23 protein-coding genes and 3 pseudogenes are annotated in these 25,135 nt (G+C 59.3%); 14 read left to right on the forward strand and 12 right to left on the reverse strand.

Features of this window, described 5'->3' with window-relative positions:
• Positions 1 to 56: 56 nt before the first annotated feature.
• Together rplT and rpmI are read right to left on the reverse strand one after the other, a co-directional pair.
• Positions 57 to 443, reverse strand: coding sequence for a 50S ribosomal protein L20 (rplT, locus tag JCM15831_RS09380; RefSeq protein WP_025824077.1), 387 nt, complete (start codon positions 441 to 443; stop codon positions 57 to 59).
• A 12-nt stretch (positions 444 to 455) separates the two neighbouring features.
• Positions 456 to 659: a 50S ribosomal protein L35 gene (gene rpmI / locus JCM15831_RS09385; RefSeq protein ID WP_023978115.1), complete on the reverse strand. Its 204-nt coding sequence runs from the start codon at positions 657 to 659 to the stop codon at positions 456 to 458.
• Between the two features lie 286 nt (positions 660 to 945).
• Here rpmI and JCM15831_RS17975 point away from each other — a divergent pair.
• Positions 946 to 3,365 (forward strand): annotated as a pseudogene (locus JCM15831_RS17975) (glucose/quinate/shikimate family membrane-bound PQQ-dependent dehydrogenase).
• Positions 3,366 to 3,555: 190 nt separating this feature from the next.
• Positions 3,556 to 3,798, forward strand: a complete 243-nt coding sequence (locus JCM15831_RS17980) for a hypothetical protein (protein WP_025824078.1) — start codon at positions 3,556 to 3,558, stop codon at positions 3,796 to 3,798.
• Positions 3,799 to 3,846: 48 nt separating this feature from the next.
• Here JCM15831_RS17980 and JCM15831_RS09400 read toward each other — a convergent pair whose 3' ends face one another.
• The 6 genes and pseudogenes from JCM15831_RS09400 to JCM15831_RS09420 form a co-directional block, all read right to left on the reverse strand.
• Positions 3,847 to 4,281 carry a SufE family protein gene (locus JCM15831_RS09400; RefSeq protein WP_025824079.1) on the reverse strand — a complete coding sequence of 145 codons (435 nt, stop codon included), beginning with the start codon at positions 4,279 to 4,281 and terminating at the stop codon, positions 3,847 to 3,849.
• Entirely contained in the window at positions 4,278 to 5,597 is a 1,320-nt protein-coding gene (gene hslU / locus JCM15831_RS09405; protein WP_025824080.1) for an ATP-dependent protease ATPase subunit HslU, read from the reverse strand. The genes JCM15831_RS09400 and hslU overlap by 4 nt, the downstream gene beginning before the upstream one ends.
• Positions 5,597 to 6,177 (reverse strand): annotated as a pseudogene (hslV, locus tag JCM15831_RS17985) (ATP-dependent protease subunit HslV). The gene hslU and the pseudogene hslV overlap by 1 nt, the downstream one beginning before the upstream one ends.
• Positions 6,168 to 7,778, reverse strand: a complete 1,611-nt coding sequence (locus JCM15831_RS22685; RefSeq protein ID WP_306301834.1) for an ATP-binding protein — start codon at positions 7,776 to 7,778, stop codon at positions 6,168 to 6,170. Before JCM15831_RS22685 ends, hslV begins: the two are co-directional and overlap by 10 nt.
• Positions 7,669 to 8,232 carry a response regulator gene (locus tag JCM15831_RS22690; RefSeq protein WP_232228095.1) on the reverse strand — a complete coding sequence of 188 codons (564 nt, stop codon included), beginning with the start codon at positions 8,230 to 8,232 and terminating at the stop codon, positions 7,669 to 7,671. Before JCM15831_RS22690 ends, JCM15831_RS22685 begins: the two co-directional genes overlap by 110 nt.
• Positions 8,229 to 10,100, reverse strand: a complete 1,872-nt coding sequence (locus tag JCM15831_RS09420) for a response regulator (RefSeq protein WP_025824081.1) — start codon at positions 10,098 to 10,100, stop codon at positions 8,229 to 8,231. Before JCM15831_RS09420 ends, JCM15831_RS22690 begins: the two co-directional genes overlap by 4 nt.
• 198 nt (positions 10,101 to 10,298) lie before the next feature.
• Here JCM15831_RS09420 and JCM15831_RS09425 point away from each other — a divergent pair, with 198 nt between their 5' ends.
• The 9 genes from JCM15831_RS09425 (at position 10,299) to JCM15831_RS21030 (ending at position 17,869) form a co-directional block, all read left to right on the forward strand.
• Positions 10,299 to 10,712, forward strand: coding sequence for a hypothetical protein (locus tag JCM15831_RS09425; RefSeq protein ID WP_025824082.1), 414 nt, complete (start codon positions 10,299 to 10,301; stop codon positions 10,710 to 10,712).
• Positions 10,713 to 10,884: 172 nt separating this feature from the next.
• Positions 10,885 to 11,433, forward strand: a complete 549-nt coding sequence (locus JCM15831_RS17995) for a cell division ATP-binding protein FtsE (protein ID WP_232228108.1) — start codon at positions 10,885 to 10,887, stop codon at positions 11,431 to 11,433.
• Entirely contained in the window at positions 11,430 to 12,338 is a 909-nt protein-coding gene (locus tag JCM15831_RS09435) for a cell division protein FtsX (RefSeq protein WP_025824083.1), read from the forward strand. The genes JCM15831_RS17995 and JCM15831_RS09435 overlap by 4 nt, the downstream gene beginning before the upstream one ends.
• Positions 12,335 to 12,925, forward strand: coding sequence for a YdcF family protein (locus JCM15831_RS09440; protein ID WP_232228096.1), 591 nt, complete (start codon positions 12,335 to 12,337; stop codon positions 12,923 to 12,925). The genes JCM15831_RS09435 and JCM15831_RS09440 overlap by 4 nt, the downstream gene beginning before the upstream one ends.
• 192 nt (positions 12,926 to 13,117) lie before the next feature.
• Positions 13,118 to 13,861, forward strand: a complete 744-nt coding sequence (locus tag JCM15831_RS09450; protein ID WP_025824085.1) for a lysophospholipid acyltransferase family protein — start codon at positions 13,118 to 13,120, stop codon at positions 13,859 to 13,861.
• A 300-nt stretch (positions 13,862 to 14,161) separates the two neighbouring features.
• Complete coding sequence (locus JCM15831_RS20245) at positions 14,162 to 15,223, forward strand: DUF2125 domain-containing protein (RefSeq protein WP_198024292.1); 1,062 nt, start codon at positions 14,162 to 14,164, stop codon at positions 15,221 to 15,223.
• A gap of 58 nt (positions 15,224 to 15,281) precedes the next feature.
• Positions 15,282 to 16,694, forward strand: a complete 1,413-nt coding sequence (locus JCM15831_RS09460) for a cytochrome ubiquinol oxidase subunit I (RefSeq protein ID WP_025824087.1) — start codon at positions 15,282 to 15,284, stop codon at positions 16,692 to 16,694.
• An 8-nt stretch (positions 16,695 to 16,702) separates the two neighbouring features.
• Positions 16,703 to 17,725, forward strand: coding sequence for a cytochrome d ubiquinol oxidase subunit II (gene cydB, locus JCM15831_RS09465; RefSeq protein WP_025824088.1), 1,023 nt, complete (start codon positions 16,703 to 16,705; stop codon positions 17,723 to 17,725).
• A 12-nt stretch (positions 17,726 to 17,737) separates the two neighbouring features.
• Positions 17,738 to 17,869, forward strand: a complete 132-nt coding sequence (locus JCM15831_RS21030) for a DUF2474 family protein (protein ID WP_084490638.1) — start codon at positions 17,738 to 17,740, stop codon at positions 17,867 to 17,869.
• Here the strand turns inward: JCM15831_RS21030 and JCM15831_RS09470 are convergent.
• Complete coding sequence (locus JCM15831_RS09470; RefSeq protein ID WP_025824089.1) at positions 17,850 to 18,449, reverse strand: HAD family hydrolase; 600 nt, start codon at positions 18,447 to 18,449, stop codon at positions 17,850 to 17,852. The two genes, JCM15831_RS21030 and JCM15831_RS09470, sit on opposite strands and share 20 nt — an antisense overlap.
• Before the next feature lie 15 nt (positions 18,450 to 18,464).
• A complete protein-coding gene (gene gloB, locus JCM15831_RS09475) occupies positions 18,465 to 19,184 on the reverse strand; it encodes a hydroxyacylglutathione hydrolase (protein WP_025824090.1) in 720 nt (239 codons plus the stop codon).
• Between the two features lie 189 nt (positions 19,185 to 19,373).
• Between gloB and JCM15831_RS09480 the strand changes: the two genes are divergently transcribed.
• The 3 genes from JCM15831_RS09480 (at position 19,374) to JCM15831_RS09490 (ending at position 21,874) form a co-directional block, all read left to right on the forward strand.
• Positions 19,374 to 20,198, forward strand: a complete 825-nt coding sequence (locus tag JCM15831_RS09480) for a class I SAM-dependent methyltransferase (protein WP_051528430.1) — start codon at positions 19,374 to 19,376, stop codon at positions 20,196 to 20,198.
• 76 nt (positions 20,199 to 20,274) lie between these two features.
• The gene (locus JCM15831_RS09485) at positions 20,275 to 20,952 is read left to right on the forward strand and encodes a phosphatidylserine decarboxylase (protein WP_025824092.1); all 678 of its coding nucleotides are present in this window, start codon (positions 20,275 to 20,277) and stop codon (positions 20,950 to 20,952) included.
• Positions 20,953 to 21,007: 55 nt separating this feature from the next.
• Positions 21,008 to 21,874: a CDP-alcohol phosphatidyltransferase family protein gene (locus JCM15831_RS09490; RefSeq protein WP_025824093.1), complete on the forward strand. Its 867-nt coding sequence runs from the start codon at positions 21,008 to 21,010 to the stop codon at positions 21,872 to 21,874.
• An 853-nt stretch (positions 21,875 to 22,727) separates the two neighbouring features.
• Here JCM15831_RS09490 and JCM15831_RS18000 read toward each other — a convergent pair.
• Both JCM15831_RS18000 and JCM15831_RS21920 read right to left on the reverse strand, forming a co-directional pair.
• Positions 22,728 to 24,380, reverse strand: a complete 1,653-nt coding sequence (locus tag JCM15831_RS18000; RefSeq protein ID WP_051528431.1) for a TonB-dependent receptor — start codon at positions 24,378 to 24,380, stop codon at positions 22,728 to 22,730.
• Positions 24,278 to 24,724: pseudogene (locus JCM15831_RS21920) on the reverse strand (TonB-dependent receptor plug domain-containing protein); the annotation flags it as partial. The pseudogene JCM15831_RS21920 and the gene JCM15831_RS18000, both read right to left, overlap by 103 nt.
• Positions 24,725 to 25,135 lie beyond the last annotated feature (411 nt).

The raw sequence follows: 25,135 nt of genomic DNA on the forward strand, positions 1-25,135 counted from the left end.
ACGGGCCGTCCTGATACAGGACGACCCGTTTTCTATCAAATCCGAAAAGGGACAGATCAGGCCTGAGCCGTCTGCTCCTGAGCGGGCAGATCGAGAGCCATCTGCGCCAGCTTCACGATTTCGGCGAAGGTGGCTGCGTCATCGAATGCGATGGCGGCCAGAACCTTACGATCGATTTCGATACCAGCCTTGGCAAGTCCGTTGATGAACTTGCTGTAGGTCAGACCCTGCTCACGAACCGCAGCGTTGATACGCTGGATCCAGAGTGCGCGGAAATCGCGCTTCTTGTTGCGACGGTCGCGATAGGCATAACGAAGAGCCTTCTCGACGCGCTCAAGAGCAATACGGTAGTTCGTGGAAGACCGGCCGCGGTAACCCTTGGCAAGATCCAGAACCTTCTTATGACGGGCGTGCGTCGTTACGCCGCGCTTAACACGTGCCATTTATCTTGCTCCTCAAGCCAGTCCGTAGGGGGCCCACTGCTTCACGGTCTTCGCATCCATGTCCGTCATGGTCTGCGGGCCGCGATTCGTGCGCTTCATTTTCTGCGGACGGTTGATGAGGCCGTGGCGCTTGTTGCCGGGACCGCACATCACCTTGCCGGTCGCGGTGATCTTGAACCGCTTCTTGACCGACGATTTGGTCTTCATCTTGGGCATTTCGTTCTCCTCTCGACTTATAAGATGGCACATCGCAAAGACTTGCGATCACCATCAAGCGGCCAGGCATGCCCTACCATCGCCTGGACGCGCGTTCGATTGGGGGCACCTATAGGATATCTTTGCCCTGCACAACCTGTTTTAACGCGCCAAAGCATTTAGTTTGGGTTAGACAAGACCCGGATCAACATGTGGGACGTTCTTGACGCAGGCCCACATTTGCGCCTTTTTTCACGCGGTCTCTTTCGATAACGTTTTCGACCACGAACATCATATAGGACGACGCATGAACACGGTTTCCCGGCCGCGGTTCTGGGCTGCCCTCACCGCCGTCATATTCGCCCTTTGTGGCTTATATCTGACAATCGGCGGTGTCTGGCTCCTGAGCTACGGCGACACCCCTTATTATGCAGTCTGCGGTATTGCGCTTCTCGCCACCGCTTTCCTCGCCTGGAAAGGCGCCCGGCGGCTTTCTGGCTCTACACTCTGGTCATTCTGGGCTCGCTGGCCTGGGCGATTGGCGAAGTCGGTATCGATTTCTGGTCGCTTGTCCCTCGCGGTGACGTTGTCGTTATCCTGGGCATCTGGCTGCTTCTTCCTTTCGTCAGCCGTCAGATCACCACGAGCCGCATCGCGAAGCTCCCCCTCGTTGGCAGCGTTGCGCTCGCTCTCATCGTTGTGGTTGTGGCTTTCGTGCAGGATCCGGGCGATCAGGCTGGCAATCTGCCAACCGCCAAGATTGCCGCTGCCGGCAGCGACGCCGGGCAGATGCCTGACGGTGACTGGCAGGCCTATGGCCGCACGCAGTATGGCGACCGCTTCTCCCCGCTCACGCAGATCACTTCTGACAATGTCAGCAAGCTGAAGGTCGCGTGGACGATGCGCACAGGTGATTTCCAGGGACCGAACGATCCCGGTGAAGCCACCAACGAAGCCACCCCGCTTGCAGTCGACGGCACGCTTTATTTCTGCTCGCTGCATCAGAAGCTCTGGGCTGTCGATGGTGCAACCGGCAAGACGAAGTGGGTGTTCGACCCCCATCTTTACGTCAATCCGGGCTATCAGCATCTTACCTGCCGTGGCGTGACCTATCACAAGTCGGATGCCAGCGCCGTGACCTCCGATGGCACGCCTGCGCCAGACGAGTGCCATGAACGTCTGTTCCTGCCCGTCAATGACGGCCGTCTGTTCGCCGTTGACGCCAAGACCGGCAAGGCCTGCCCGAGCTTTGGCAAGAATGGTGAAATCGACCTGCGTACGCCGTTCATGCCGTACGATCATGCAGGTGGGTATGAGCCGACCTCACCGCCGGTTGTGACCGACAAGGTCGTGATCATTTCTGGCGCCGTGACCGACAACAACTCCACCAAGGAGCCGTCGGGCGTCACGCGTGCCTTCGATCTGTTCACGGGCAAGCTGGTCTGGGTGTTCGACCCGTCCAACCCTGATCCGAACGAAATGCCGGGTCCTGACCATAAATACGTCGCGAACTCGCCCAACTCGTGGATTACCGCGTCTTACGACGCCAATCTTGGCCTGATCTACATCCCGACGGGCGTTCAGACACCTGACCAGTGGGGTGGAAACCGCACGGCAGATGCAGAGCGTTATGCTTCGGCAGTTCTCGCCCTGCACGCCGATACCGGCAAGCTGGCCTGGAGCTATCAGACCGTTCACCACGATCTGTGGGACATGGATCTGCCGGCACAGATGAGCCTGATCGATATCACGCAGAAGGACGGAACCGTCGTTCCTGCCATCTACGCACCGGCCAAGACGGGCAATGTGTTCGTTCTCGACCGTCGTGACGGCAAGCTGATCGTTCCTGCACCGGAGCTTCCGGTTCCCCAGGAGGTGGTCAAGGGCGATCACGTCACACCGACACAGCCTTTCTCCGACCTGACGCTGCGCCCCAAGGCGTTGCTCACCGGTAAGGATATGTGGGGTGGCTCGGTCTTCGATCAGCTGATCTGCCGCGTGGCGTTCCATCAGCTCGACTACAAGGGCACGTTCACAGCGCCGTCCGAGCGTGGTTCGCTGATCTTCCCGGGCAATCTCGGTGTCTTCGAATGGGGCGGCCTCGCCGTCGATCCGCAGCGCCAGATCGCAATCTCGAACCCGATCGGCCTGCCTTTCGTGTCGAGACTGGTTCCCCGTGGTCCCGGCAACCCGCTCTGGCCTGAAGAAGGCGCCCGTCGCGGTTCGGGGGGTGAGACCGGCCTGCAGCACAACTATGGCGCTCCTTACGCCATCATGCTCAGCCCGTTCCTGAACCCGATCACGACCAAGCTCGGTCTGCCGATCCCCTGCAAAAGCCCGCCCTGGGGCTACATGGCCGGTATCGATCTGCGGACGAACAAGGTTATCTGGAAGCATCGCAACGGTACCCTGCGCGACAGCCTCTATAACAGCTCGCTGCCGATCCAGCTTCCGCCGCTCAAGATCGGTGTCCCGAGCCTTGGTGGCCCTCTGACGACGGCTGGTAATGTCGCGTTCCTGACCTCGACGCTGGATTTCTACATCCGCGCCTATGACGTCACGACCGGCAAGACACTGTGGCAGGATCGCCTTCCTGCTGGTGGCCAGTCCACCCCGATGACCTACTCTGCCAATGGCAAGCAGTACATCGTGACCTATGCGGGCGGTCATGGTTCCTTCGGGACCAAGATGGGCGATTACGTCATCGCCTACGCCCTGCCGAACTGATCCCGATCAGCTCTGCAACGGAAAAACCCGCCTTACGGCGGGTTTTTTTGTGTCTATGCCCGTTGTCGGAATGCAACCCTTAGGCATTCCGGCGGTTTTCTGAAAGCCGGAGTCCGGCACGGTATAGACCTTACGCTCCTGCACAATTGCCAGGGCGTTTTCATCTCTTCATCTCTGAGGAATAAGAGCCATGCTCCGCGGTTTTCTTGCCCTGACCCTTCTTCTTGGTGCCACGGCGGCGCCAGCCGCTTACGCCAAGTCCTGTCGCGATACGACAACCGGCAAGTTCACAAAATGTGAGAAGCCCAAGCCTGTGAGATGCCGCGACGAAAAAGGCAAGTTCACGAAGTGCAAGGCTGATGTCGCTGCAAAAGCAGAGAACAAGACAGCTCCAGCCGCAACACCGTCAGACGGCGCTCCCGGCAAGAACTGAGTGATAGATATGATCTGACCCGGTAAAGTCGGGTCAGATCACACCATCTCAGGCGCGCGCGCGGGCACGGATAGCCTGCGCCATCGCCTCGACACCGTTGCCGCGATTGGTCGACAGCGCCTTGACCAGACCGAGTTCGTGCAAAAACCCCGGATCTGTGTTCTCGATCTCTGCCTTGCTTCGCCCTGAATAGACCCGCATCAAAAGAGCGACGAGGCCGTTGACGATCGTGGCATCCGACGCGCCCGCAAAGAAGAGGTTACCCTCTTCCTCATGGGCTTCCAGCCAGACCTGGCTCTGACATCCCGGCACACGATGGGCGTCGTTTTGCCATTTGGCGGGAAAGGATGGCAGGCTTCGTCCCATCTCGATGATGTACTCGTACCGATCCATCCAGTCATCGAACATGGCCAGCTCGTCACTGATCGCTGCAATCGCCTCTGAGGCCGATGCGTCGACCGGCTGTACCCACGGGCCGCTCACAGGATGAACCTGCTGAGGTCGCCCTTGTTGGCCAGGGGCGCGACACGCTCCTGGACATCCTGAGCGGTCACCGTGATCGTCTCCCCCCCTCGGTCGGACGCACGGAACGAGATTTCCTCAAGCAGACGCTCCAGAACCGTTGCCAGCCGGCGGGCGCCGATATTCTCCACCCGTTCGTTGATGTCCGATGCCAGCTCTGCCAGCGCGTCGACCGCACTATCCTCGAAAATGAGCGTGACGTTTTCGGTGCCGAGCAACGAGACATATTGCTTCAGCAGGGAGTGCTCAGGCTCGAGCAGAATGCGCTTGAGATCGTCCCGGTTCAAACCGGCAAGTTCGACACGGATCGGCAAACGTCCCTGCAGTTCGGGCAGCAGATCCGATGGCTTGGCCAGATGAAACGCGCCAGAGGCGATAAAGAGGATATGATCCGTCTTGATCGGTCCATATTTTGTCGTGACCGTCGTGCCCTCGATCAGGGGCAGCAGGTCGCGCTGAACGCCTTCACGGGATATGTCTCCCCCGCGGCTCCCGCCCTCACCGGAACGCGCGCAAACCTTGTCGATTTCGTCGAGAAAGACGATTCCGTGATCCTGCGTGTGACGCACCGCGTCCTGAGTCAGGGCATCGTTATCGACGAGCCGGTCGGCCTCCTCCCGGATCAGCAACTGACGCGCCGTCGCGATGCTGAGACGACGACGCTGCGGCGACTTGTTCATGAGATTCTTCATCAGATCGCCGAAAGCTGCCGCATTCATCACGGTGCCCCCTGCGAGATCGGGCATCTCGCCCTGTGGACCGCCTTCACGCCCCACCTGAATCTCGATTTCCTTTTCTTCGAGCTCGCCATTGCGAAGCATCTGGCGAAATTTGGTCTTGGTATCGGCAGAGGCTGACTCACCGACCAGCGCGTCCACCAGACGGGCTTCGGCGGCGAGTTCAGCCTTGGCATTCACGTCCTTGCGACGGGCCTCGCGCAGCATCGTCAGCGAGACCTCCACGAGATCGCGCACGATCGATTCCACATCGCGGCCGACATAACCAACTTCGGTGAACTTCGTCGCCTCGACCTTAAGGAAGGGAGATTGAGCCAGACGGGCCAGCCGACGCGCGATTTCGGTCTTGCCGCACCCTGTCGGGCCGATCATGAGAATGTTCTTGGGCACCACTTCCTCACGCAGCCCCTCTGGGAGCTGCGCGCGGCGCCAACGATTACGCATGGCGATCGCCACGGCACGCTTGGCTTCGTTCTGACCGATGATGAAGCGATCGAGTTCGGAGACGATCTCACGCGGAGAATAATTGGGAATTTCCATCAGAGTGCCTCCCCTCCGAGCACTTCGACCCGGACAGAATGGTTCGTGTAAACGCAGATATCACCGGCAATCTTCATCGCTTTGCGGGCCACATCTTCCGCCGTCATGCCGTCAACATCGATCAGGGCCCGCGCCGCTGAGAGCGCATAATTGCCTCCCGATCCGATCGCGATGATCCCGTCTTCGGGCTCCAGCACATCGCCATTGCCCGTAAGGGTGAAGGAGCGCTGGCCATCCGCCACTGCCATCATCGCCTCGAGCGACGCAGATAGCGATCCGTCCGCCAGTCCTTGGCAAGATCGACGCAGGCGCGCTCCAGCTGATCCGGATAGCGCTCCAGCTTGGCCTCAAGCCGTTCGAGCAGCGTAAACGCATCGGCGGTCGCGCCCGCAAATCCAGCGAGGATGGAGTTCTTGGGGCCGATACGACGCACCTTGCGCGCATTACCTTTGATGACCGTCTGGCCAAGTGTCACCTGCCCATCACCGGCCATGGCCACCTGACCATCGCGACGAACGCAAAGGATGGTAGTGCCATGCCAGCCGACAGGATCATGGGGGGAAGAAGAACTTATCTGCATAGCTGTTCACATAAGCGGTGCGCGCAGGCTGACAAGTCCGGATCGGGCGCTTCGCATCGCTTTGATGTCCTCGACCACACTCCTCGCCTTCCCTCGTTGCCGACTGCGCCATCGCTCCGGACAAAGGCCCAATCAGTCTTTCGACGCATGGTGCGGGTAATTGCGTCACGCAGATCCTGCGGCGTGAACGGCTTACCGAGCACAAAAGCCTGGGCTGGAAGGTTTTCCGGGTCCGCATAACCACTGACATAGAGTACCGGCAGTGCCGGATAGCGCTCAGCGAGAATCTGCCCGCATTCGCGTCCCCCCATCACCGGCATCAGCAGATCGAGGACCACAAGATCGAACTGCTCCCCCTTATCGAGATGGATAATCACATCCGAGCCATCCGGGACACTGGAGACCTGATGCCCGTCCTGAGTCAGAAACTGCTCTGTGACCAGTCGAACCCCAGCTTCGTCATCAGCCAGCAGAATGCGTAGCGGCCTGAAACTGCCCTCTCCGGACAGGTCGGATGTCTCTTCTTCCTCAGGCTCAGCCGCGCAAAGAGGCAGAATGACAGTCATGTTCGTGCCCTGGCCCGGCACGGATTTGACGCGAATATCGCCGCCACTCCGCTGAAGAAATCCATAGATCGTCGACAGGCCCAGCCCGGTCCCGCTTCCAAGACCCTTGGTCGTGAAAAAAGGTTCGAAGATACGCCTGATGATTTCCGGCGGCATACCGCAGCCCTGATCCTCGACCGTCAGGCTCACACAGGGGGCTCCGGTAGCATCTTGATCATTTGCCAGGCGGATACTGATAATCCCACCATCAGGCATCGCATCACGCGCATTGATGCAAAGATTGAGCAGAGCCATTTCAAGCTGACCCGGATCGCTCAGCACGCAAGGGACGACCAGATCCTGAGGTACGGCAGAGAGGTCCAGCGCACATCGCCCTGTCTCTCCACGCAGATCGCTGGCTCTGCTGAGACTTTGCACGATCAGATCCCGCATGCTCCAAACCAGATCGACCAGGTTCACGGAGCGTAACGCCACAGGCTTGGGCCTGCCGAATTCGAGCAGCCGCCGGGTGAGCACCGTGCCTCTCCGCGCGGAATCCAGCGCGTTGTCGAACAGTTTGGTCACCATCGGAGCATCTGAAGGACTCAGATCCTGCAGCAGCTCGAGAGAGCCCAGCATGGCCGTTAACAGATTATTGAAATCGTGAGCAATGCCGCCAGCCAGTGTGCCAAGCGCATGCATCTTGTCGTCCTGACGCAGACGCTCTTCCATGGCGAGACGCTCGGTGACATCCCGGCCAAGGTTGAATTGCCATCTCTCCTCGCTCGGACAGGGCACACCCGCTGCGTTCCGTGGCCAAGGGAGGGTCTGACGTGTGATCTCGTACCAGCGCACGCCGCGATCCGTCACTTCAGAGACGAGCCTTACGAGATTACCGCGCTCCCTTGTCTCCTCGCGCATCGCCGTGATTTCAGGACGCAGAGACTCACTGAACAGCATCTCCTCCGTGAGATCCTCTTTTGCATCGAGAGCAGGATCCACATCGAAATTGTGCCGCAATACCGTGCCGTCCGCTGTGGTGAAGACACCATCCATCGGCACCGATTCCATGGCACCATGCAACAGAACGCGCTCTGTCATCAGCGCGCGCTCGAGCCGATGATGAGCAGACACCTCGCGCACCATGGCCCGCAGCGTCCGACTCCCAAGGCTTGTGGGCGTAAAACTGAATACGGCCCTGGTTGAGGGCAGCCACGACCGCAGCGAGATCGGCGTAACCTGTCAGAAGAATACCGCGCGCATCGGAAAACTCGCGTGCTTTGCTGAGAAGCACGTCGCCTGTCATGTTCGGCATACGCTGGTCAGAGACGATCACCGCGATATCGGGAGATTTTTTCAGATACGCCAACGCTTCGAGCGGGTCGGTGCAGGAGAGGATATCGAACTCGTCTTCAAGCAGGTCGGTCAAGGCAACGAGAATTTCTGCCTCATCGTCAACAAGCAAGATACGGCTACGACCGTAAGGAACAGACATTTCGGTTCGTCTCATGCGCTGCGTCCTATCGTAACCGGTCCTGTCGGCGTCAAGCGGACAGGCACTGAAAGCGTGAAGCACGCCCCCACTCCATGACCGCCACTGAGATTGGCATCTTCGATATCGATCGAGCCACCATGAGCTTCGATCACGCCATAAGCGATGGCAAGTCCCAAGCCTGTGCCTGTTCCTACCGGCTTGGTCGTAAAGAAAGGCTCAAAAACGCGAGCTCGCAATGCGGGAGGCACTCCGGGGCCGTCATCAGAAACGCTGATGACATATTGCGCGCCTTGCTCGTTCTGCTCCAGGACAGTCTCGATGACGATCTTCCCATCATAGATCCCGGGCTCACCTCCCTCGGCAGCCGCACGCGAGCGAATGGCATCAGCCGCATTGCTGACAATGTTCATGACCACCTGATGCAGCAAGGCCGGCTGACAGACGAGCATTCGCGGCGCGGCCAGACGGCGCTCGACCTCAATCTCACGGCCGAATTTATGGGCCAGAAGCGCCAGGGCGGTATCGATTGCCTCGATCACATCCGTGTCCTGAAAGGCACTCTCATCGAGGCGTGAGAACCTGCGCAGGCTCAGAACGAGATTTTGTATGCGCTGCAATCCCAGACGCATGGCGCCGATCCGGTTCGAGCATTTCTCGAGCAGAGTGAGTTGCTCGGGCTTCAAAGAACTGTCGCAGTCGACCAGCTTTTGCAGCGCACGCGCAATCGTCTCCTCATGCGCCAGTGTGAAAGCCAGAGGATTATTGATCTCATGGGCGATGCCAGCAACCAGCTCACCGAGAGAGGCCATTTTGGCGGTTTGCACGAGCTTCGCCTGCGTTTCGATCAGGCGGGCATTCGCATCGGCGAGTTCCGCATTGGCATGAGCGAGAGCTTCCGCCATCGCGGCTTTGGCAGCAATGGCTCGGGCTTCGCTCTGCGCCGTCTGCAGGGCGACTTCACGCACCTGCCGCTTGATTTCCAGCTGCCGGATCTCATCCTGCGCCAGCTTGCGGCGCACCAGAACACGGATTCGCAGGGCGAGCACATCCGGAGCAATATCGCTCGGTACCAGATCGTCCAGCCCGGCATCGAACAGATCGGCAGCGGAATGCCGGCGAAACCGATCGGCCGCGACGATTCCGAGAATACGAAACGACGTGCCTCCCGCCTCGAGCACATCCTGTCGCCGCGCATCGAGACGACGGCAGAAATTGACACCGTCGAGCAGACGAGAGGTCAGATCGAGGACGAGGCAGTCAGGCCCCTCTTCCCCGCCAAGCCAGGCGCCGTTCACCAGCTCGCTCGAGGCTGTCACCGTGGTTACGGTATGCCCGTCACGCCAGAGCAGCTCGCCTAATGAGGCACCCGACGCATCGCGCTCCCAACTGGCGTTTTCTCCTCCTGCGGCCTCGTGCTCTTCCGTCCTGGGAGAGGTCACGATCACAATGCGTGCCCGCCTGAAGCGACCGGCCTCTTCTGCCTGCAGAAAATCCGAGCCCTCCCGCAAAAGCGCCCTGATCCTCAGAACGAGTAGATCGGGATGGGCAGATTTCGAGATATAGGCGTCTGCCCCGCTTTCCAGCCCCTCGCGTTCCAGACCGGGACCGATATCCTCGGTCAACATCAGGATCGGAATCGAGCGGGTCTGGGCATTCATGCGGAATTGCCGGGCCATCTGCCCACCATTCATGCCCGGCAGGTGATAATCGGACACGACGAGATCGGGCAGGTTATCATCGAGGCAGGAGAGGGCCTCCTCACCGCTAGCGACACGGCGCACTGTAAAACCGGCCGTATCCAGGAGCGCGACGAGCGCCTTGGCCTGGGTGTCGGATTCCTCAACGACGAGGATGAAGGGAAGCGGAGTGTCGGCAATAGTCATGGGGTGTAGGGGTCCATAATGCACGCGTCGTCTGGGGACGATAAAAACTGACGGTCTCAAATGGATGAATATCAAGGCGGCAACGCGGCAATCATTGCATTTCGTCGCGCCCGCAGCTACCTCAACCACAGACAATGTGGCCAGTCTGGACTGGACGCCTATTCATACGTACCCGTTACGACAAGCTGAAAGCGCCCCATGGAAGCTCCCTCCCGCCCTTCCCTGTCACGTATGGCTCAGGCGAGCGAAGACCGTGCTCCGCGGCGTCATTCATCAGGACTCGGCTTCATCCGGACAACGTTCTGGGCAGTCTGCTACTTCGCTTTCTATTTTGCGCAGCAGGTTGCCGAGGTGCTTGCCCCGCTTTGCCTCGTCATCGGCATCGGCTGGATGGCCCTGCCGCACGCGCTCTCCTCCATCACCACCAGCAATGCCTCAGCAGATATCCAGGCGCAGGATGTCATGAACCATGTCGTGGGCAGCATCCCGACGCATCTGACCATCGGTCACCAGGTCATGACCCCGGGCGTGCTGATCTTTGACGGCTTTCTGCTGATGGCCATCGCAGCGCTCGGCGCGACAATTTCTGCGGTAGCTGCCCGCAATATGTGATCCCCGTCTGGGCATCCATGATCCGGTTTCGCAAGGTCAGTCATCGTCATAGCAGGAACCGCAAGGCTCTCGAACGCCCGGTTCTAGATAAGATCGACCTGACGATCCCCCAGGGCGCCTTCTACTGGCTGACAGGACCTTCGGGGGCGGGGAAATCGACCTCTTGAGCCTGATGCATCTGGAAGTGCTGCCGGATGAGGGACAGGTCGAGATCCTGGGCGTCGATGTCGCCTCGGCAAAACGCCGCCAGCGGTCGCTGCTCAGACAAAGAATCGGGTTCATCCCCCAGGATCTGCGCCTTTTATCCGAACTGGATGTCTTCGATAACATTGCGCTGCCTCCCCGCCTCTCAGGCACGGGAGCAGAGACGATCGATCTTGAAATCAGGTCCATTCTTGAATGGCTGGGCCTCAGCCACAAGAAACACGCGCGTCCCGAAGAGCTGTCTGGAGGGGAGCGACAGCGCGTGGCAATCGCACGGGCACTCGTGATGCGACCTGCCCTTCTCCTCGCCGACGAGCCCACTAATGCCCTGGCTGAACGGCAGGGCTGGCAGCTCGTCGACGCCTTGCAGGCGCTCAGCCGCGCAGGAACGACCGTGATCGTTGCCACCCATAATGAGGCTCTGATGAGAGCGGCGCCCTACCCCGCGATTGCCCTCGAAAACGGGCGCCTAACGGTCGTTGCTCCCGCCGCGCAGGGAGAAGGAGAGACGCAATGAGCCGCTCCCTGTCTGATGGCCTGCATCTCGGGAGGCGCGATCATGGCCTCGTACCGGTCATTGCTGCGGTCGCCGCAATCGCCGCTCTGGCCCTCGGTGGCTGGAGCGCGGCTCACAGCCTGTCTCGAGAATGGGAAAATGGCGCGGCCCAGCGCGTCACACTTGAAATTCCCGACGTCGACGGGAACGCCAGAGAGACAGCAGGCCGCCTCAAAGCCGTGCTGCAAAGCGATCCGGGAATCGCATCGATCGAGATCATGCCCGAAGAGCGATTACGGGAACTCCTCCAACCCTGGCTCGGCTCAGCAGGTAAAACACTCACGGATCTTCCAGTCGTTCTGACGCTTGCGCGGAAATCCAACGCACCGACAACAGATCTCCCGCTCATTCTCGATACGGTTGCTCCATCGACCATCGTGGAGGAAAACGCGCGCTGGGGGGCACAACTCCTGCTCCTGGGGCGGAGTCTGCAGGCATGTGCCTGGCTGGCCTTGCTTCTCGCAGGTTTTGCCACTGCGGGGGTCACGACGCTCTCCGTCAGAATGACGCTCCATGCGAGACGACGGACAATTGAAATTCTGCATGGCTTTGGTGCCACTGACAGCCTCGTCGCCCAGCGCATCGCCTGGCGAAGCGCGACTTTAGGACTTTCAGGCGGGATTATCGGCACGCTATTGGGGGGCGCTACGCTGGCGATCGTGCATCGGCTCATCCAGCCTTTCCTGGATCATCAGGAAGCCTCACTCCCACTCTGGCCTCATAACATGTCCGGATGGCTCTCCGTCTTGACCGCGCTCCCGTCAGGCTTTTTCGAATCGCTCTTCTGCGTTCCACTGCTGGTCGCGGCTCTTAGTTTTGTCGTCGCCCTGACCACGGTGCATTTGTGGCTGCGGAGGCTGGCTTGAAGCTCCTGTCTGCCACGACAACCCTGCTCCTCATTCTCGCACTAAGCTGGTGCGTGGGCTTTGTGTGGTTCTGTGCCGATGCCCTGCGCCCGGTGCCCGATCCAGCGCATTGCGACGGAATCGTTGCCCTGACAGGCGGTCGGGACAGGGTCGAGGCCTCGCTCCTGCTCCTGAGCAAGGGAGTCGGCAAAAAACTTCTAATCTCAGGCGTCGGACCGCATGCAACACTCTCCCAGCTCAGTGAACGTGCACCGGTCAGGCTGAGCCCCGAACTGGCAAACCGCATCACCCTTGGCCGACGAGCCGTCTCAACCATCGGTAACGGCACCGAGACTGCCGAGTGGGCGGCAAAACAGGGAATCCACTCGCTTCTGGTCGTCACCGCAGGATACCACATACGCCGGGCCATGCTCGAACTGCATCGCGCCGCCCCTGACCTGAGTCTCTCCCCTTATCCGATCCGCCCGCCAGCTCTCCGCCATCGCCCCGATCGTGCCACCCTGGCTCTGCTTTTGCGCGAATATACAAAATTGATCGGTTCTCATCTGGGGCTGTCACGCGGAGTAAATCTGACGCCGCGAGCGTAATCTCCCCTGAACACGAGGCGGACTCGCCCTTTCTACGGCACACAGGACTGGTTTGCTTTCGCATCTTTCTCGCGACGGATAATTCCATCGTAACACTTGATGCTCTAGAGGATCATCCGGTCGGCTGACTCCAGCTGGCCCAAAAAGAGGCTCTCATAGCGCGCCGAGAGAGAGCCGGACCTGGGGGAGTGCATGAACCGGATACGCGCCTGTGTCTTCATCATCTATTTCGTCGTCCTGACCCTGTTCATGGGTCTGGGAGCTTTGCCGATCCGCGTGCTCAAGCGCCGCAGCATGGCGTTGAGCTACGCTCAACTCTGGTCATCGCTGACGCTCTGGGGGCTGAAAACGCTTTGCCGCATCCGTATCCGCGTGACCGGAGCGGAAAATCTTCCCGACGGGGCCTGCCTGATCGCTTCCCAGCATCAGGCCTATTTCGATGGTTTCATCTGGATGACACTGGCGCCGAAGCCTGCCTATGTCATCAAGCAGGAACTCACCCGTATCCCCTTCGTCGGGCCGATGCTCCTGCTCTCGGGAATGGTCCCAGTCGAGCGTGCTGCAGGAGCAAAAGCGTTGCGCATGCTCATGAAGGAAACGCAGGAGCGCTTCGACGAGGGCAGACAGATCATCATCTTCCCCGAAGGCACACGCACCGCGCCCGGCGAGCGCGTCCCCCTTCAGCCCGGCGTAATCGCTCTGGCGAAACAGGCTGCCGCGCCCATTATCCCTGTTGCCACAAATTCCGGTCTGCACTGGCCCCGACGCGGCTGGATGATGACCCCAGGCGAGATCGTCATTGCAATCGGCGAGCCGCTTCCTGCCAAAGCCGACCGCCGTTCGCTGATCGACTCCATCTACACTTCATGGAACGCGCTATGCGATGCGAACGCCATGCCACGCCCTGTGGACAACTCTGTGGACTCACCCAAGTGACCGGGGGATGACCTGTGCAAAATTGTCGTGTCGTTCGGCAGGCGAGCAGGTCTACGCTTGGGAGTGCTGAGCAAAAGCACAAAGGGAGCGAGTCAAGTGACAATCGCCTTGAATGCTACGTTTTCTCGGAAAACAAACCCCGAAGACACGGCGGTCGCGGCGTCTAACACAGGCGTTCACGGTTTCATAGCCCTAGCGGCCACACTCTTTTCTCCTTCGGGAAAAACGGGTTCCCAGCTCTGGGGATAATTTGTGCTGTTTCCCTTTGCTCATGTGAAATCGAACTGCGGAGACGACCCCTTGCCCAACCCCAAAGGTGAGTTTTCCCCCGTAAAGAAGGGGGTTCTTGGCCTCCTGCTCGGTGTGATATTCCTGTTAATCATCTCCTGGAGCTTCTCGGCGACACGCCTCTATCGGCTGGAGCGAGAGATCCCGCGACTGACCACGCAGCTTTCTGCTCAGGGCTGGCATCTCACCTGGCAGAAAAAAACGCCTACCTTATATCCCTGGGCAGGGTCTCTCCTCTTCAACCACCCCTCGCTTACAGGGCCGAAGGGGATACTCTACGTGGGTGAGACCCTCTCAATCAGTGGCGGGCTCCTTCACCCCTTCTCCTTCACTCTGAAGTTCCAGGGCACACAGATCCTTCGGCTGAATGAGAACCTCTCGTTAAGCGGGGGAAATCTGACTGGGCATCTCGATCCTGCCTCGAAGGAGATGACCTTCGCTGCGCCGAGCCTTAGCGCAACGGTGCTCCCGTTCAGAGGTGTCAAAAGCCTGACTCTTATGGATGTTAAGGCCCGCCTCATCCCCGGTGGCGAAGCCGGACCCGAGTCCTCTGCGTGGGCTATGGATCTTCACGCTGCCGCGGCCCTACCAGAATTCGATCCTCAAGAGCGCGCGTCGCATGGAAGCGGAAGCCAGGTCACCGACCTCTTTTCGCTGCTCCCTCCCCCGAGTCATCTCCATCTGATTCTCACTGCCCTACGCGCCAAAAGCGCCAAATCAGGTCAAAGTGAGGCAGGTGGACGGTTTTTAATTCAGACCGCCTCGTTCGATCTGGGGCCGCTTTCCTGCACCATGAGTGGCAGTTTGACACATGACGGAGCGGGTACGCTTTGGGCACATTTGTCAGGCCTGCAGGGCTTTGTCCGTTACTGGATCGCTAATGCTCCTGCCGCGTTAAGAACCAGTCGCGATTACGTCACACTGCTTTCGCGCCTCAATGAACAATCGGCAAGGATCCCGGACAGGCTTGACCTGCCGGTACCCACCCGCGGCAGCGAGATCTTATTGCAGAATCACATCTTCGCGATAATAACAGGGCATCTTGATGAACCGAAGGGGAAGCTGACGCCTTAGGCGTCTGGCTTTATTCAACCCCCTTCACGACTGGCCCTTCTGGCCGCGGATATCTGCAATGCCCGATTTGAGTGCTCTGTTCCTCGCACGATTGCAATTCGCGTTTACCGTCGGATTTCATATCGTCTTTCCAGCTTTCTCCATCGGCCTGGCCGCCTTCCTGGCGGTACTCGAAGGCCTTTGGCTCAAGACAGACAAACCCGTCTATCTTGACCTTTTCAAATACTGGCTGCGCGTCTTTTCGGTCGTGTTCGCCATGGGCGTCGTCTCAGGGCTGGTCATGTCCTACGAGTTCGGCACCAACTGGTCTCAGTTCTCGCAGAAGGCTGGCCCCGTTCTCGGCCCGATGCTTGCCTATGAGGTCATGACAGCGTTCTTCCTTGAAGCTGGCTTCCTCGGCGTCATGATGTTCGGCCTCAACCGGGTCGGCAAGCGCCTGCATTTTGCTGCAACGAGCATGGTGTCGATCGGCACGCTCATTTCCATGAGCTGGATCCTTGCGTCCAACTCGTGGATGCAGACGCCGCAAGGCTACAAGATCGACGCTGCAACAGGTCGCTTCCTGCCGGCCGACTGGCTGGCGATCATCTTCAACCCGTCCTTCCCGTACCGTCTCGTTCACATGGCGCTGGCAGCGTTCCTCTGCGTCGCCTTCATCGTCGGTGGCGTCGGTGCGTGGCATCTCCTGAAGGCAAAGCGCCAGAAGCGGCAGCCGACGGAAGCTGTGAAGGTGATGTTCTCAATGGCCATGTGGATGGCCGCTATCGTCGCACCTCTGCAGATTCTTGCCGGTGACGCCCATGGCCTGAACACACTGAAATATCAGCCGGCAAAAATTGCCGCCATGGAAGGCGACTGGGAGTCCGAGAGCCGTGCACCCGAACTTCTCTTCGGCATTCCGGACATGGAAAACGAGGTGACGCGCTACAAGGTCGGCATTCCGCTCATCGGTTCGCTGATCCTGACCCACAGCCTCGACGGCAAGGTTCCGGGCCTGAAAGACTTCCCCAAAGACCAGCGTGCCCCGATGTATGTGGTCTTCTACACATTCCGCGTAATGGTCGCTCTGGGTAGCCTCATGGCCCTGATCGGTGTGTTCTCGCTTTTCCTCCGCTGGAAGGGCAGCTTCTACACCAACCCGATCCTGCTCAGGGGCGCTCTGCTCATGACGCCAGCGGGCTTTATCGCCCTGCTCTGCGGTTGGGTCACAACTGAAGTCGGACGCCAGCCTTACACAATTTATGGGCTGCTCCGTACCGTCGACAGCGTCTCTCCGGTCGTGACACTGCCGAACATGGAAACCTCCATGATCGCTTTCGTCATCGTCTATTTCGTCGTCTTCACTGCCGGGATCGGTATCCTCCTGCACGATTTTGCCCAGGAGCCGAGCACGAACGAAGCCGAGCTTGAACGCGATCAGCCGCATCGCGCCGCTGGCATTACCCAAATCTCTCATCACCCGGCGGAGTAAGCGTCTCGATGAATACCCTCGTCTATTGGCTGCCCATTCTATGGGCAGTCCTCGCGGCCCTGGCCATCTTCATCTATGTCTGTCTCGACGGCTTCGATCTGGGTATCGGCATCCTGTTCCTCGGTGAGCACCGCAAGGAACATCGCGATGTGATGGTCAACACCATCGCGCCGGTATGGGATGGCAATGAGACCTGGATGATCTTCGGCGGCGCGACGCTTTACGGCGTCTTTCCGGTGGCCTACGGCACGATCCTTCCTGCCCTCTATCTGCCCATTCTGTTCATGCTGCTTGCGCTCATTTTGCGTGGCGTTGCTTTCGAGTTTCGCGTCAAGGCCAATGGCTTCTTCGGCATGACCTTCTGGGATCGCTCCTTCTGCCTGGGTTCGCTCGTCGCCTCGATCATGCAGGGCATCATTCTGGGTCAGTTGATCACGGGGATTGATGTCAAGAACAACACCTTCGTCGGCAGCGCCTGGGATTGGGTTGCTCCCTTCCCGATCTTCTGCGGCTTCGCTGTCGCCGTTGGATACACGCTGCTTGGAGCTACCTGGCTTGTCTGGCGCACAGAAACCGATCTGAAGGCTGTGATGCAGCGCGCCTCTGCACCGCTTGGTGTAGCGATGCTGGTCCTGATCGCCATCGTGTCCATCTGGACGCCGCTTCTGCGCTCGACCTACATGCATCGCTGGACGGATTTCCCCGAGATCGTCTGGGTTGCGCCTGTGCCTGTCGCCGTCCTTGCTCTGGCGGCTCTGTTCTTCCTGTCACTCCGCAAGGACAGCACGCGCCTGACACCGTTCCTCTGCGCACTCGGCTGGTTCTTCCTGTGCTTCTCCGGACTGGGCATCAATGTCTGGCCTTACATCGTGCCGCCTTCGATCACGATCTGGGATGCGTCGTCACCGCCAGAAAGCCAGCTCTTCCTGCTTGCCGGAGCGTCGATCCTGTTGCCGATCATTCTGGCCTACACGATCTACTCGTACTGGGTCTTCCGCGGCACCGTGACCGCTGACCAGCATTATCACTGACGGAGCTCGACCATGCCTGCCTCACCCGCACCTTCTTCTTTCCTGGCCCGTCTCGGCTGGTTTGTCGGGCTCTGGGCAGGTGGGGTTGTGACCCTCGGTGTGGTCGCAACCCTGCTTCGAATGGTTATCTATCACCAATGGTGAACGGACGGACGTCATAGGCGTCCATCCCGGCGGCGCGAGCCGCCTCAAGCCCCTCAACGGTGTCTTCGAAAACAAGACATCTTTCGGGGGCCACACCAAGCTTTTCAGCCGCCAAAAGATATAGATCCGGGGCTGGCTTGGGACGTTTCACATCCTCGACAGTCACGACATGCTCGAAGAGTTTGAGCAGATCGAGCGTCTTCAAAGTCGCCGTCACGACGGATTTGAGACCCGCTGACGCCACTGCCATCGGCACCTGACCGAACTGATCCCGGGCGATATCTGCGGCAAAACTGTGCTCCTGCAGCTTGTCGAGATGCGTTTCGTAGAGAGCCCGGCATCGTGAGAGCAGCGCCTCCCGATCAAGCGTCACATCATGAAACTGCTCATACGCTGCAAAAAGCTTCCCGCTCGAGAGCCCGGTACGTTCATGATACCAAGCCTCTGTCAGAGTATGACCCTGCTCGGCCAACGCTTCCTTGAACGTGAGGAAGTGCACGGGAAGTGTATCGGCGATGGTGCCGTCGCAATCAAAAATGATCGCGTCGAAATCATGGTCGCTCAGTCTGAAGTCAGTCATGCTTATCGGTCCTTTTCAGAAAACGTCCTTGGCTTGACGCAAAGACGCCAGTTCCGCCACATCACGCGCCTTCAAAAAAGGGTTTGTCTGACGCTCGAGACCGAGCAAGACCGGTACCGTGGGCTTGCCTTCCCCGCGCAGCTCTCGAATGCGGGCGGCATGCTCCTGAAGCACAGCGTCATCCGGGGCTTTCGACAGAGCAAACGCTGCATTCCCTTCGCTGTATTCATGACCGCAGCAGACCATTGTTTCGTCAGGAAGCCCCGCAAAGCGCTGCAAGCTTTCGAACATCTGTTCTGCAGTCCCTTCGAGTAACCGTCCGCAGCCAAGGCTGAAAAGTGTATCGCCGGAGAAAAGCGCCGGAGCGGAGGCAAAGTAGAACGACAGGTGGCCACGGGCATGGCCCGGCGTAGAAATGACCTCACCGAGTTCACGGCCGACCGCAATGCGGTCTCCGTCATGCAAGAGCAGATCCGGTTTCGGAAGCCGCGCGGCGTCGGAGTCAGCACCCGCAATCCGTGCGCCATATTTCTGACGAAGCGCCTCGGCGCCCCCGGTATGATCGGCATGATGATGTGTCAGCAGGATCAGATCGAGCCGTCCGTCCCCGATTACTGACATGACCGGTTCCGCCTCCCCCGGATCGACGACAGCGACGACCCCTGTCTGAGGATCGGTGAGTAGCCAGGCGTAGTTGTCCCTCGAAAAGGGAATTGCCCTGATATCGAGACCCATGGGGCATGCTCCTTCTTATCTGTCGCAGCGTGCGTAACGCTCTCACCTTGGGCGAAGTTACCCGCCCTCACGATGAAGCGCATCTTCACTTCTCTTACAGGCGAGATCCTCGTCCCTTCATGCTCCCCCATTTACCCCGGCCACGCATCTCCTCTGGCACAGGCCAGAGCTTCGGTTTAGCCTGATGTCATGCAAAAGCGTCCTTCCCAGCCCGTGCCGCCCGACGCTGCCGGGTTCTACGCCAGCCGGCGCGGAGAACAGGTTACATCGCTTTTGATGTCCCGACTCGCGCCGCTTCTGCCCGACCCCAAAGGGTTGCGCGTGCTGGGCCTCGGCTACGCGCAGCCCCTTCTCGCGCAATGGCAGGCCCTGAATGAGGCGCGCTGGGTTGCTTCGGCCCAGCTCGATACACAGCTCACCCGTCGATGTCCGCCCATCGCCCCAAAGTCGCGCGAGACCGGCAGCGAGACCACGATCGGTCCTGATCGCGCCATTTGCGTCGTCGCCCCTGATTGCCTGCCTTTTGACGATCTTAGCGTCGATCTCGTCGTGCTGGTGCATGGTCTTGAACTCGTCGACCCGCACCCTCTGCTCCGTGCCGTCTGGAAAGTGCTTGCCGATCACGGTCGGTTGATCCTGATCGCGCCTAATCGCACCGGACTGGCCGCCAAAGACGACACCCTGCCGTTCGGGCACGGAAGCCCTTTCTCGACGAGCCAGCTCGACCAGGTTCTGCACCGCGGATTGTTCAGGGCTGAGAGCGCCTCAACAGCATTGAGCGCACCGCTTGGGCTCCTTGCGCTAGGCGAGCGCGCTGCAACAATTGGCGACAAAGCGTTCAATCTTCTGGGCCGAAGGCTGGGTGGGGTTCACCTCGTTACGGCTTGCAAGGATCTCTATTCGGGCATGCCGGTCGAGACCGAGCACGCGACGCTCTCTTTCGCCCGTCGTGTGACGACACTGGCAGGATCTGCCAGTAGCTATCCCAAGCTTCCTGACGACCCCAAAAACTGAGCCTCGACCGCGCGAACGGTAGACATCAGACGCCCAAAAGCTTGACCGGAAACCACGGTGTCGTAAGACTGCGGCCATGTCCCTGATTCAATCGATCAAAACCGTTCTGGCTCCGCCTCACCGCGCAGCCCTCCCCTTTCTCGCGCTGACAGGCGGTCTGACCGTCCTCGGTCGGGCGACGCCCTGGCGTGCGACACGGCTGCTCGGCAATGTGGCACTGGGCGGATTTGGCTTTTGCCTCTACTTCTTCCGCGATCCGAAGCGGTTCCCCCCGGCACGTACGGACCTCGCTCTGGCTCCTGCCGATGGACGCGTGGTTTCGGTTGAACTGGCGACGCCGCCTGCGGCACTCGGCATGGGCAGTGATCCGGTATGGCGCGTTGCCACCTTCCTGTCGGTTCTGAACGTGCATATCAATCGCATGCCCGCCGCTGGTACCGTGACGAAAATCGCCTACCACGCAGGGCAGTTCCTCAATGCCAGCCTCGATAAGGCATCTGATCTGAACGAACGCAACGAGGTCCGCCTGACCCTGAATGACGGACGCCACATGGCCGTTGTTCAGATCGCTGGTCTGATTGCACGACGCATTGTCTGCTACGTGGAAGAGGGCAGCGCCGTTGAACCGGGCGATCGTTTCGGGCTCATCCGCTTCGGCTCCCGCACCGATCTGTATCTCCCCCCCGGCGTCACACCTCTGGTCAGCACCGGGCAGATCATGGTCGGTGGCGAAACCGTCATTGCCCAGCTCTGAGCTTCGCCCGTCTGTGTCGGAAACGCTTCCCCCTCCTGAACCCGGTCTGCCGGTAATGTCTTCCGAGCAACCGGAAGGGGCTCGCCGTCTTGGACGTAAGCGCCGTCGCCTGCGGCGCATTCGTCCCAAGCGCGTGCGCGTACGCGGGCCGTCGTTCAACCGACTGATCCCCAATCTCCTGACCATGCTCGGACTCTGCGCCGGGTTGAGCAGTCTGCGTTACGGTCTGGAGCATCAGTTCTCCTACGCGGCGATCGCTCTGGTCATTGCGGCCTGTATCGATGGCCTGGACGGGCGCATCGCCCGGCTTTTGCACGGAACGTCCCGTTTCGGGGCGGAATTCGACTCCCTGTCGGATTTCGTCTGTTTCGGCGTCGCGCCGCCTTTTCTTCTCTATCTATGGACGCTGCATGAAGAAGGCGGACGTTACGGCTTTGTGCCATGCATCCTGTTCACGGTCTGCATGGCGCTTCGTCTGGCGCGCTTTAACGCGAGCCTCGATGACGAAGACAAGCCGGAATATTCCTACAACTTCTTCACCGGGGTCCCCGCTCCGGCTGGTGCTGGCGTCGTGCTCTTCCCGATCTTTCTCGGCCTTGAAGCCGAGAAGATGCATTGGCCTTTGCTCGACGACATCGCGCGCTCGCCCATTCTGGCAGCAGGCGCTCTGATCCTGACGGCAGCACTGCTGGTGTCGACCTTGCCGGTGTGGTCGTTCAAGAATTTCAAGATCGCGACGCGCTACGTGCTGCCTCTGATGCTTGGCACCCTGCTCTACGCGGCGATCCTTCTTGCTGACCCCTGGCTCGCCCTGGCCGCAGCGGGATTGATCTATCTGCTCATGCTTCCCTTCAGCCGGCGCAGTTTTCATCGGTTGAAGGCCCAGGCTGAGGCACTTTCGGAAGATGTGCCCGAAAGCTGAGTCCATTGTAGCAAGAAGCAAGGCCTGTTCGCGTTTGAACAGGCTCTTGTTGCTCCGGCTTTCAACGACACCGTAGTTATTACCCCCGCCCGCCAAGGGCAGCGCTCTCCCCGCTGCTGACCGACTGCCGATATCTCCGATGCCTGATCCGATAAACGATTAACCGTTCATCAGGTCCTCGTTTCGCGAACGATTGAGGCATGTCACTTAGTGCCTCTCTCGCACCGTACGCACTGAGCAACCCGGCTGGCTCGGACAAAGGTGACGAGCCGCATGCGGTAACAGGGTGAGAAGCCCTCAACGGAGAGTGCCTCTGCTATCCGGATCTCACACAGGAAGAAAGAGCTCTGACGTAGCTCAGGTCCGGGGTGACCCCTTCTTGCGGCGAGAACTCAGAACGAATGGTCAAGCGACCGGCATGGGCCGGAGCGATCTCGGCAGAGAACACGGTAAATCTCCCCCACAGACTGACAACATGCGCGGACAGCTGCCTGTCAGAGGAGCACCAATTCAAGAGTGGCTAATGCTCTCGCCGCTGAAAGTGGGATCCTTTTAGCCCTAACCGCTCGGAAGCGAGGCCGACATCGTCATGCAGATGCAAGGTTCGAATGATATAAATCCACCACCACTTCCCCGCCTGAGTGCCTGTTTTCTAAGGCTGCCCGACATAAGCTCACGAGACGAGCCATCCTCCGACCCGGAGCCATGAGCATCGGACGTCAGACCCACCACTTATTGTCAGATCCGGCAAAAAGGGCGCCCTGCTTATCGCAAGGCGCCCTCTTTGCAGAAAACGATCCAGGGATCGACAACTCTTGATTGCCGACCCTTTCGCAATTCGTCCTCAGCAGGTTCAGAATGCCAGCTCAACCTGTCCGCCAAACTGGCGCGGTTCGTTGAAGTAGCTTTGCAGACCGGTCGTGACCCCGAGCGTTTTGTAATAGGCATGCTGCTCGGCAAACAGGTTACGTGACCAGAGCGAGAAGGTCGCCTTCGTCCCGGTATTGCCCAGCCGAACATCTGAAATGGCAATGCGACCATTGACGATCAGCCCGCTCGCGCCTTTCGGCTGGTAAACGTTTTTTGCATTGCCGACGCCAAGATAAACGGGGTCGGTTGTGCTGGCATAATACCCGCTGTCGATATTGCCATCGAGATGCGCCAGAAGCGTAAAGCCGTGGAAGGGCCGCGTATAATCGACCTGAAAACTGCCCGAATGAGCCGGGGTATAGTTCTGGTAGATCGGCACGAGGATGTTGCTGATGATGCCGCTTGAGTTCTGATACGGGTTCGCTGTCGGCGGGATATGCACGTAGTTATAGGCGTAGGAGAGACCCACTGTCAGGTATCTCATCGGCGAGACGGTCAGATCGGCCTCGACACCGCTGAGATCGCCGCGTCCCGGTGCATTCAGCGTCGAGGTGGTCGTCCGCGTCGTCAGCTGATTACCGATCTGGTAGGGCTTGCTGAAATCGACCTGGATGTCCTTGTAGTCACCCCAGTAACCGGCAACGTTGAAGCGCACGCGCTGATCGAAAAACTCCGTCTTGGATCCGACTTCAAACATCGAGACGGATTCCGGACCGAATGCCTCGTAATCCTGAGCGCGTGAGTTGGCGCCACCTGGCTTGTAGCCCGTACTCCACTTTCCATAGAGCATGACCCGCTTTGTCAGATCGCCACTGATCTCCAGTAGCGGATCGACACGCGACCAGCCTGCGTCGAAATCGATTGGACCGGAGACACCCGCCGAGTTGATTGGAGCCTGGTTATTGACGGTCGTCAGGGTGCCCCGCTTGCCATCATGCGACCAGCGCAGACCCGCTGTCAGATGCAGTGCATCATGCAGGACCGGTGGCGTGTAAACGGCATTGCCATAAACGCCCCAGCTCTTCGACGTGACACGGCTGGCACGATCGATGGGTTGCAGAGCCCAGTTATCGTAAGCCGGGCCGGAAATCAGTTTATACGCGCTGCCCGCAGCGTTGGTGAACTGATTGGTGTAGAAAGCCTGAGCGTTATCCGATGCATGCTCGCGGAAATAGATGAAGCCTGCCTGATATTTGAGGCGTTTCGTATGGCCGAACGCCTGAATTTCCTGACTGATCTGATTCTGCCAGAACCCGGCGAGCGAATTACGGGCAAAGCTGACATTCGTAAAATTGCCCGACGTATTGGACATGCTGCTTGCAGCCATGCCGTTATCGAACTGGCTCTGGCTCAGCTCGCGATAGGCTGTGATCGAGCGGAAAGAGAGATATTGCGGGATCGCCTTGTAATCGAGCGTCATGCGATGACCGCTGGTCTTACCGATGCTCGGCTCTTCAGGCACACCTACATTGGCGCGCTTGGCACGGGTCGTTTGCAGTGTTGCGACCTGTGCCAGCTTGTTGGTGCCGGGCTTCAGCAGCTGCAGCCACAACGTGGTCGTGCTGTCATAGGCATTGTCATAGGCGTAATCGGCGGTGAAATTATCGACCGGGTGATACATCGCCTCAACATGCACGCCATGCTTGTCGTATTGATTGAACCTGCTGAGTCGGGCATCGGGTTATCGATGAGCGGTGCACGATGGGCGGTGACGGCGTCGATCTTGATGGCAAGATCATGGAAGGCCGGCAGATCGAGATGCAGCTCACCCTTGTTGCTGTTGTAATTGCCGAACCCACCGAGCAGGCGCATCCCGAACTTGCCTGTCGGACGACGGGTAATGATATTAAGGGCGCCCGCTTCGGTATTCCGTCCGAACAACGTGCCTTGCGGACCTTTGAGCACTTCCATGCTCTCGACATCGAATAGCGCCGTACCCAGGGACTGGGGGCGCGCCATATAAACGCCGTCGATATAGACGCCGACGCCTGATCGCGCGCAGGCTGGTTGCTGTCGCCAAGCACACCGACACCGCGAATATTGACGACCAGCGCGGAATTACGACCTGAGAACTGGGCGATACGCAAAGAGGGGATCGAGCCATCTCCAAGATCGGTCAGCGAAACGACGTGGCGATTGGCGAGCTGCTTGGCCGTGAATACCGTCGCCGAGCTCGGATCTTTCTGAAAGCTGCGCACATTTCTTTGCGCCGTCACATTGATGCTTTCCGGCGCGCTCTTATGCACCTTGGGATGCCTGGTTTTTGAGGACGACTGCGCGCGTCCGGCAGACCGTGAAGCCGCTGGTGATGCCTTATTCGGCTTCGAAACGTCGTTCGCGGCAGGAATTACAGGCTTGGCGGATGTCGTGTTCTGATCTCGCGTGGCCGAA

Source organism: Asaia astilbis JCM 15831, from assembly GCF_000613845.1.
In the GTDB taxonomy this organism is placed as follows: Bacteria; Pseudomonadota; Alphaproteobacteria; order Acetobacterales; family Acetobacteraceae; genus Asaia; species Asaia astilbis.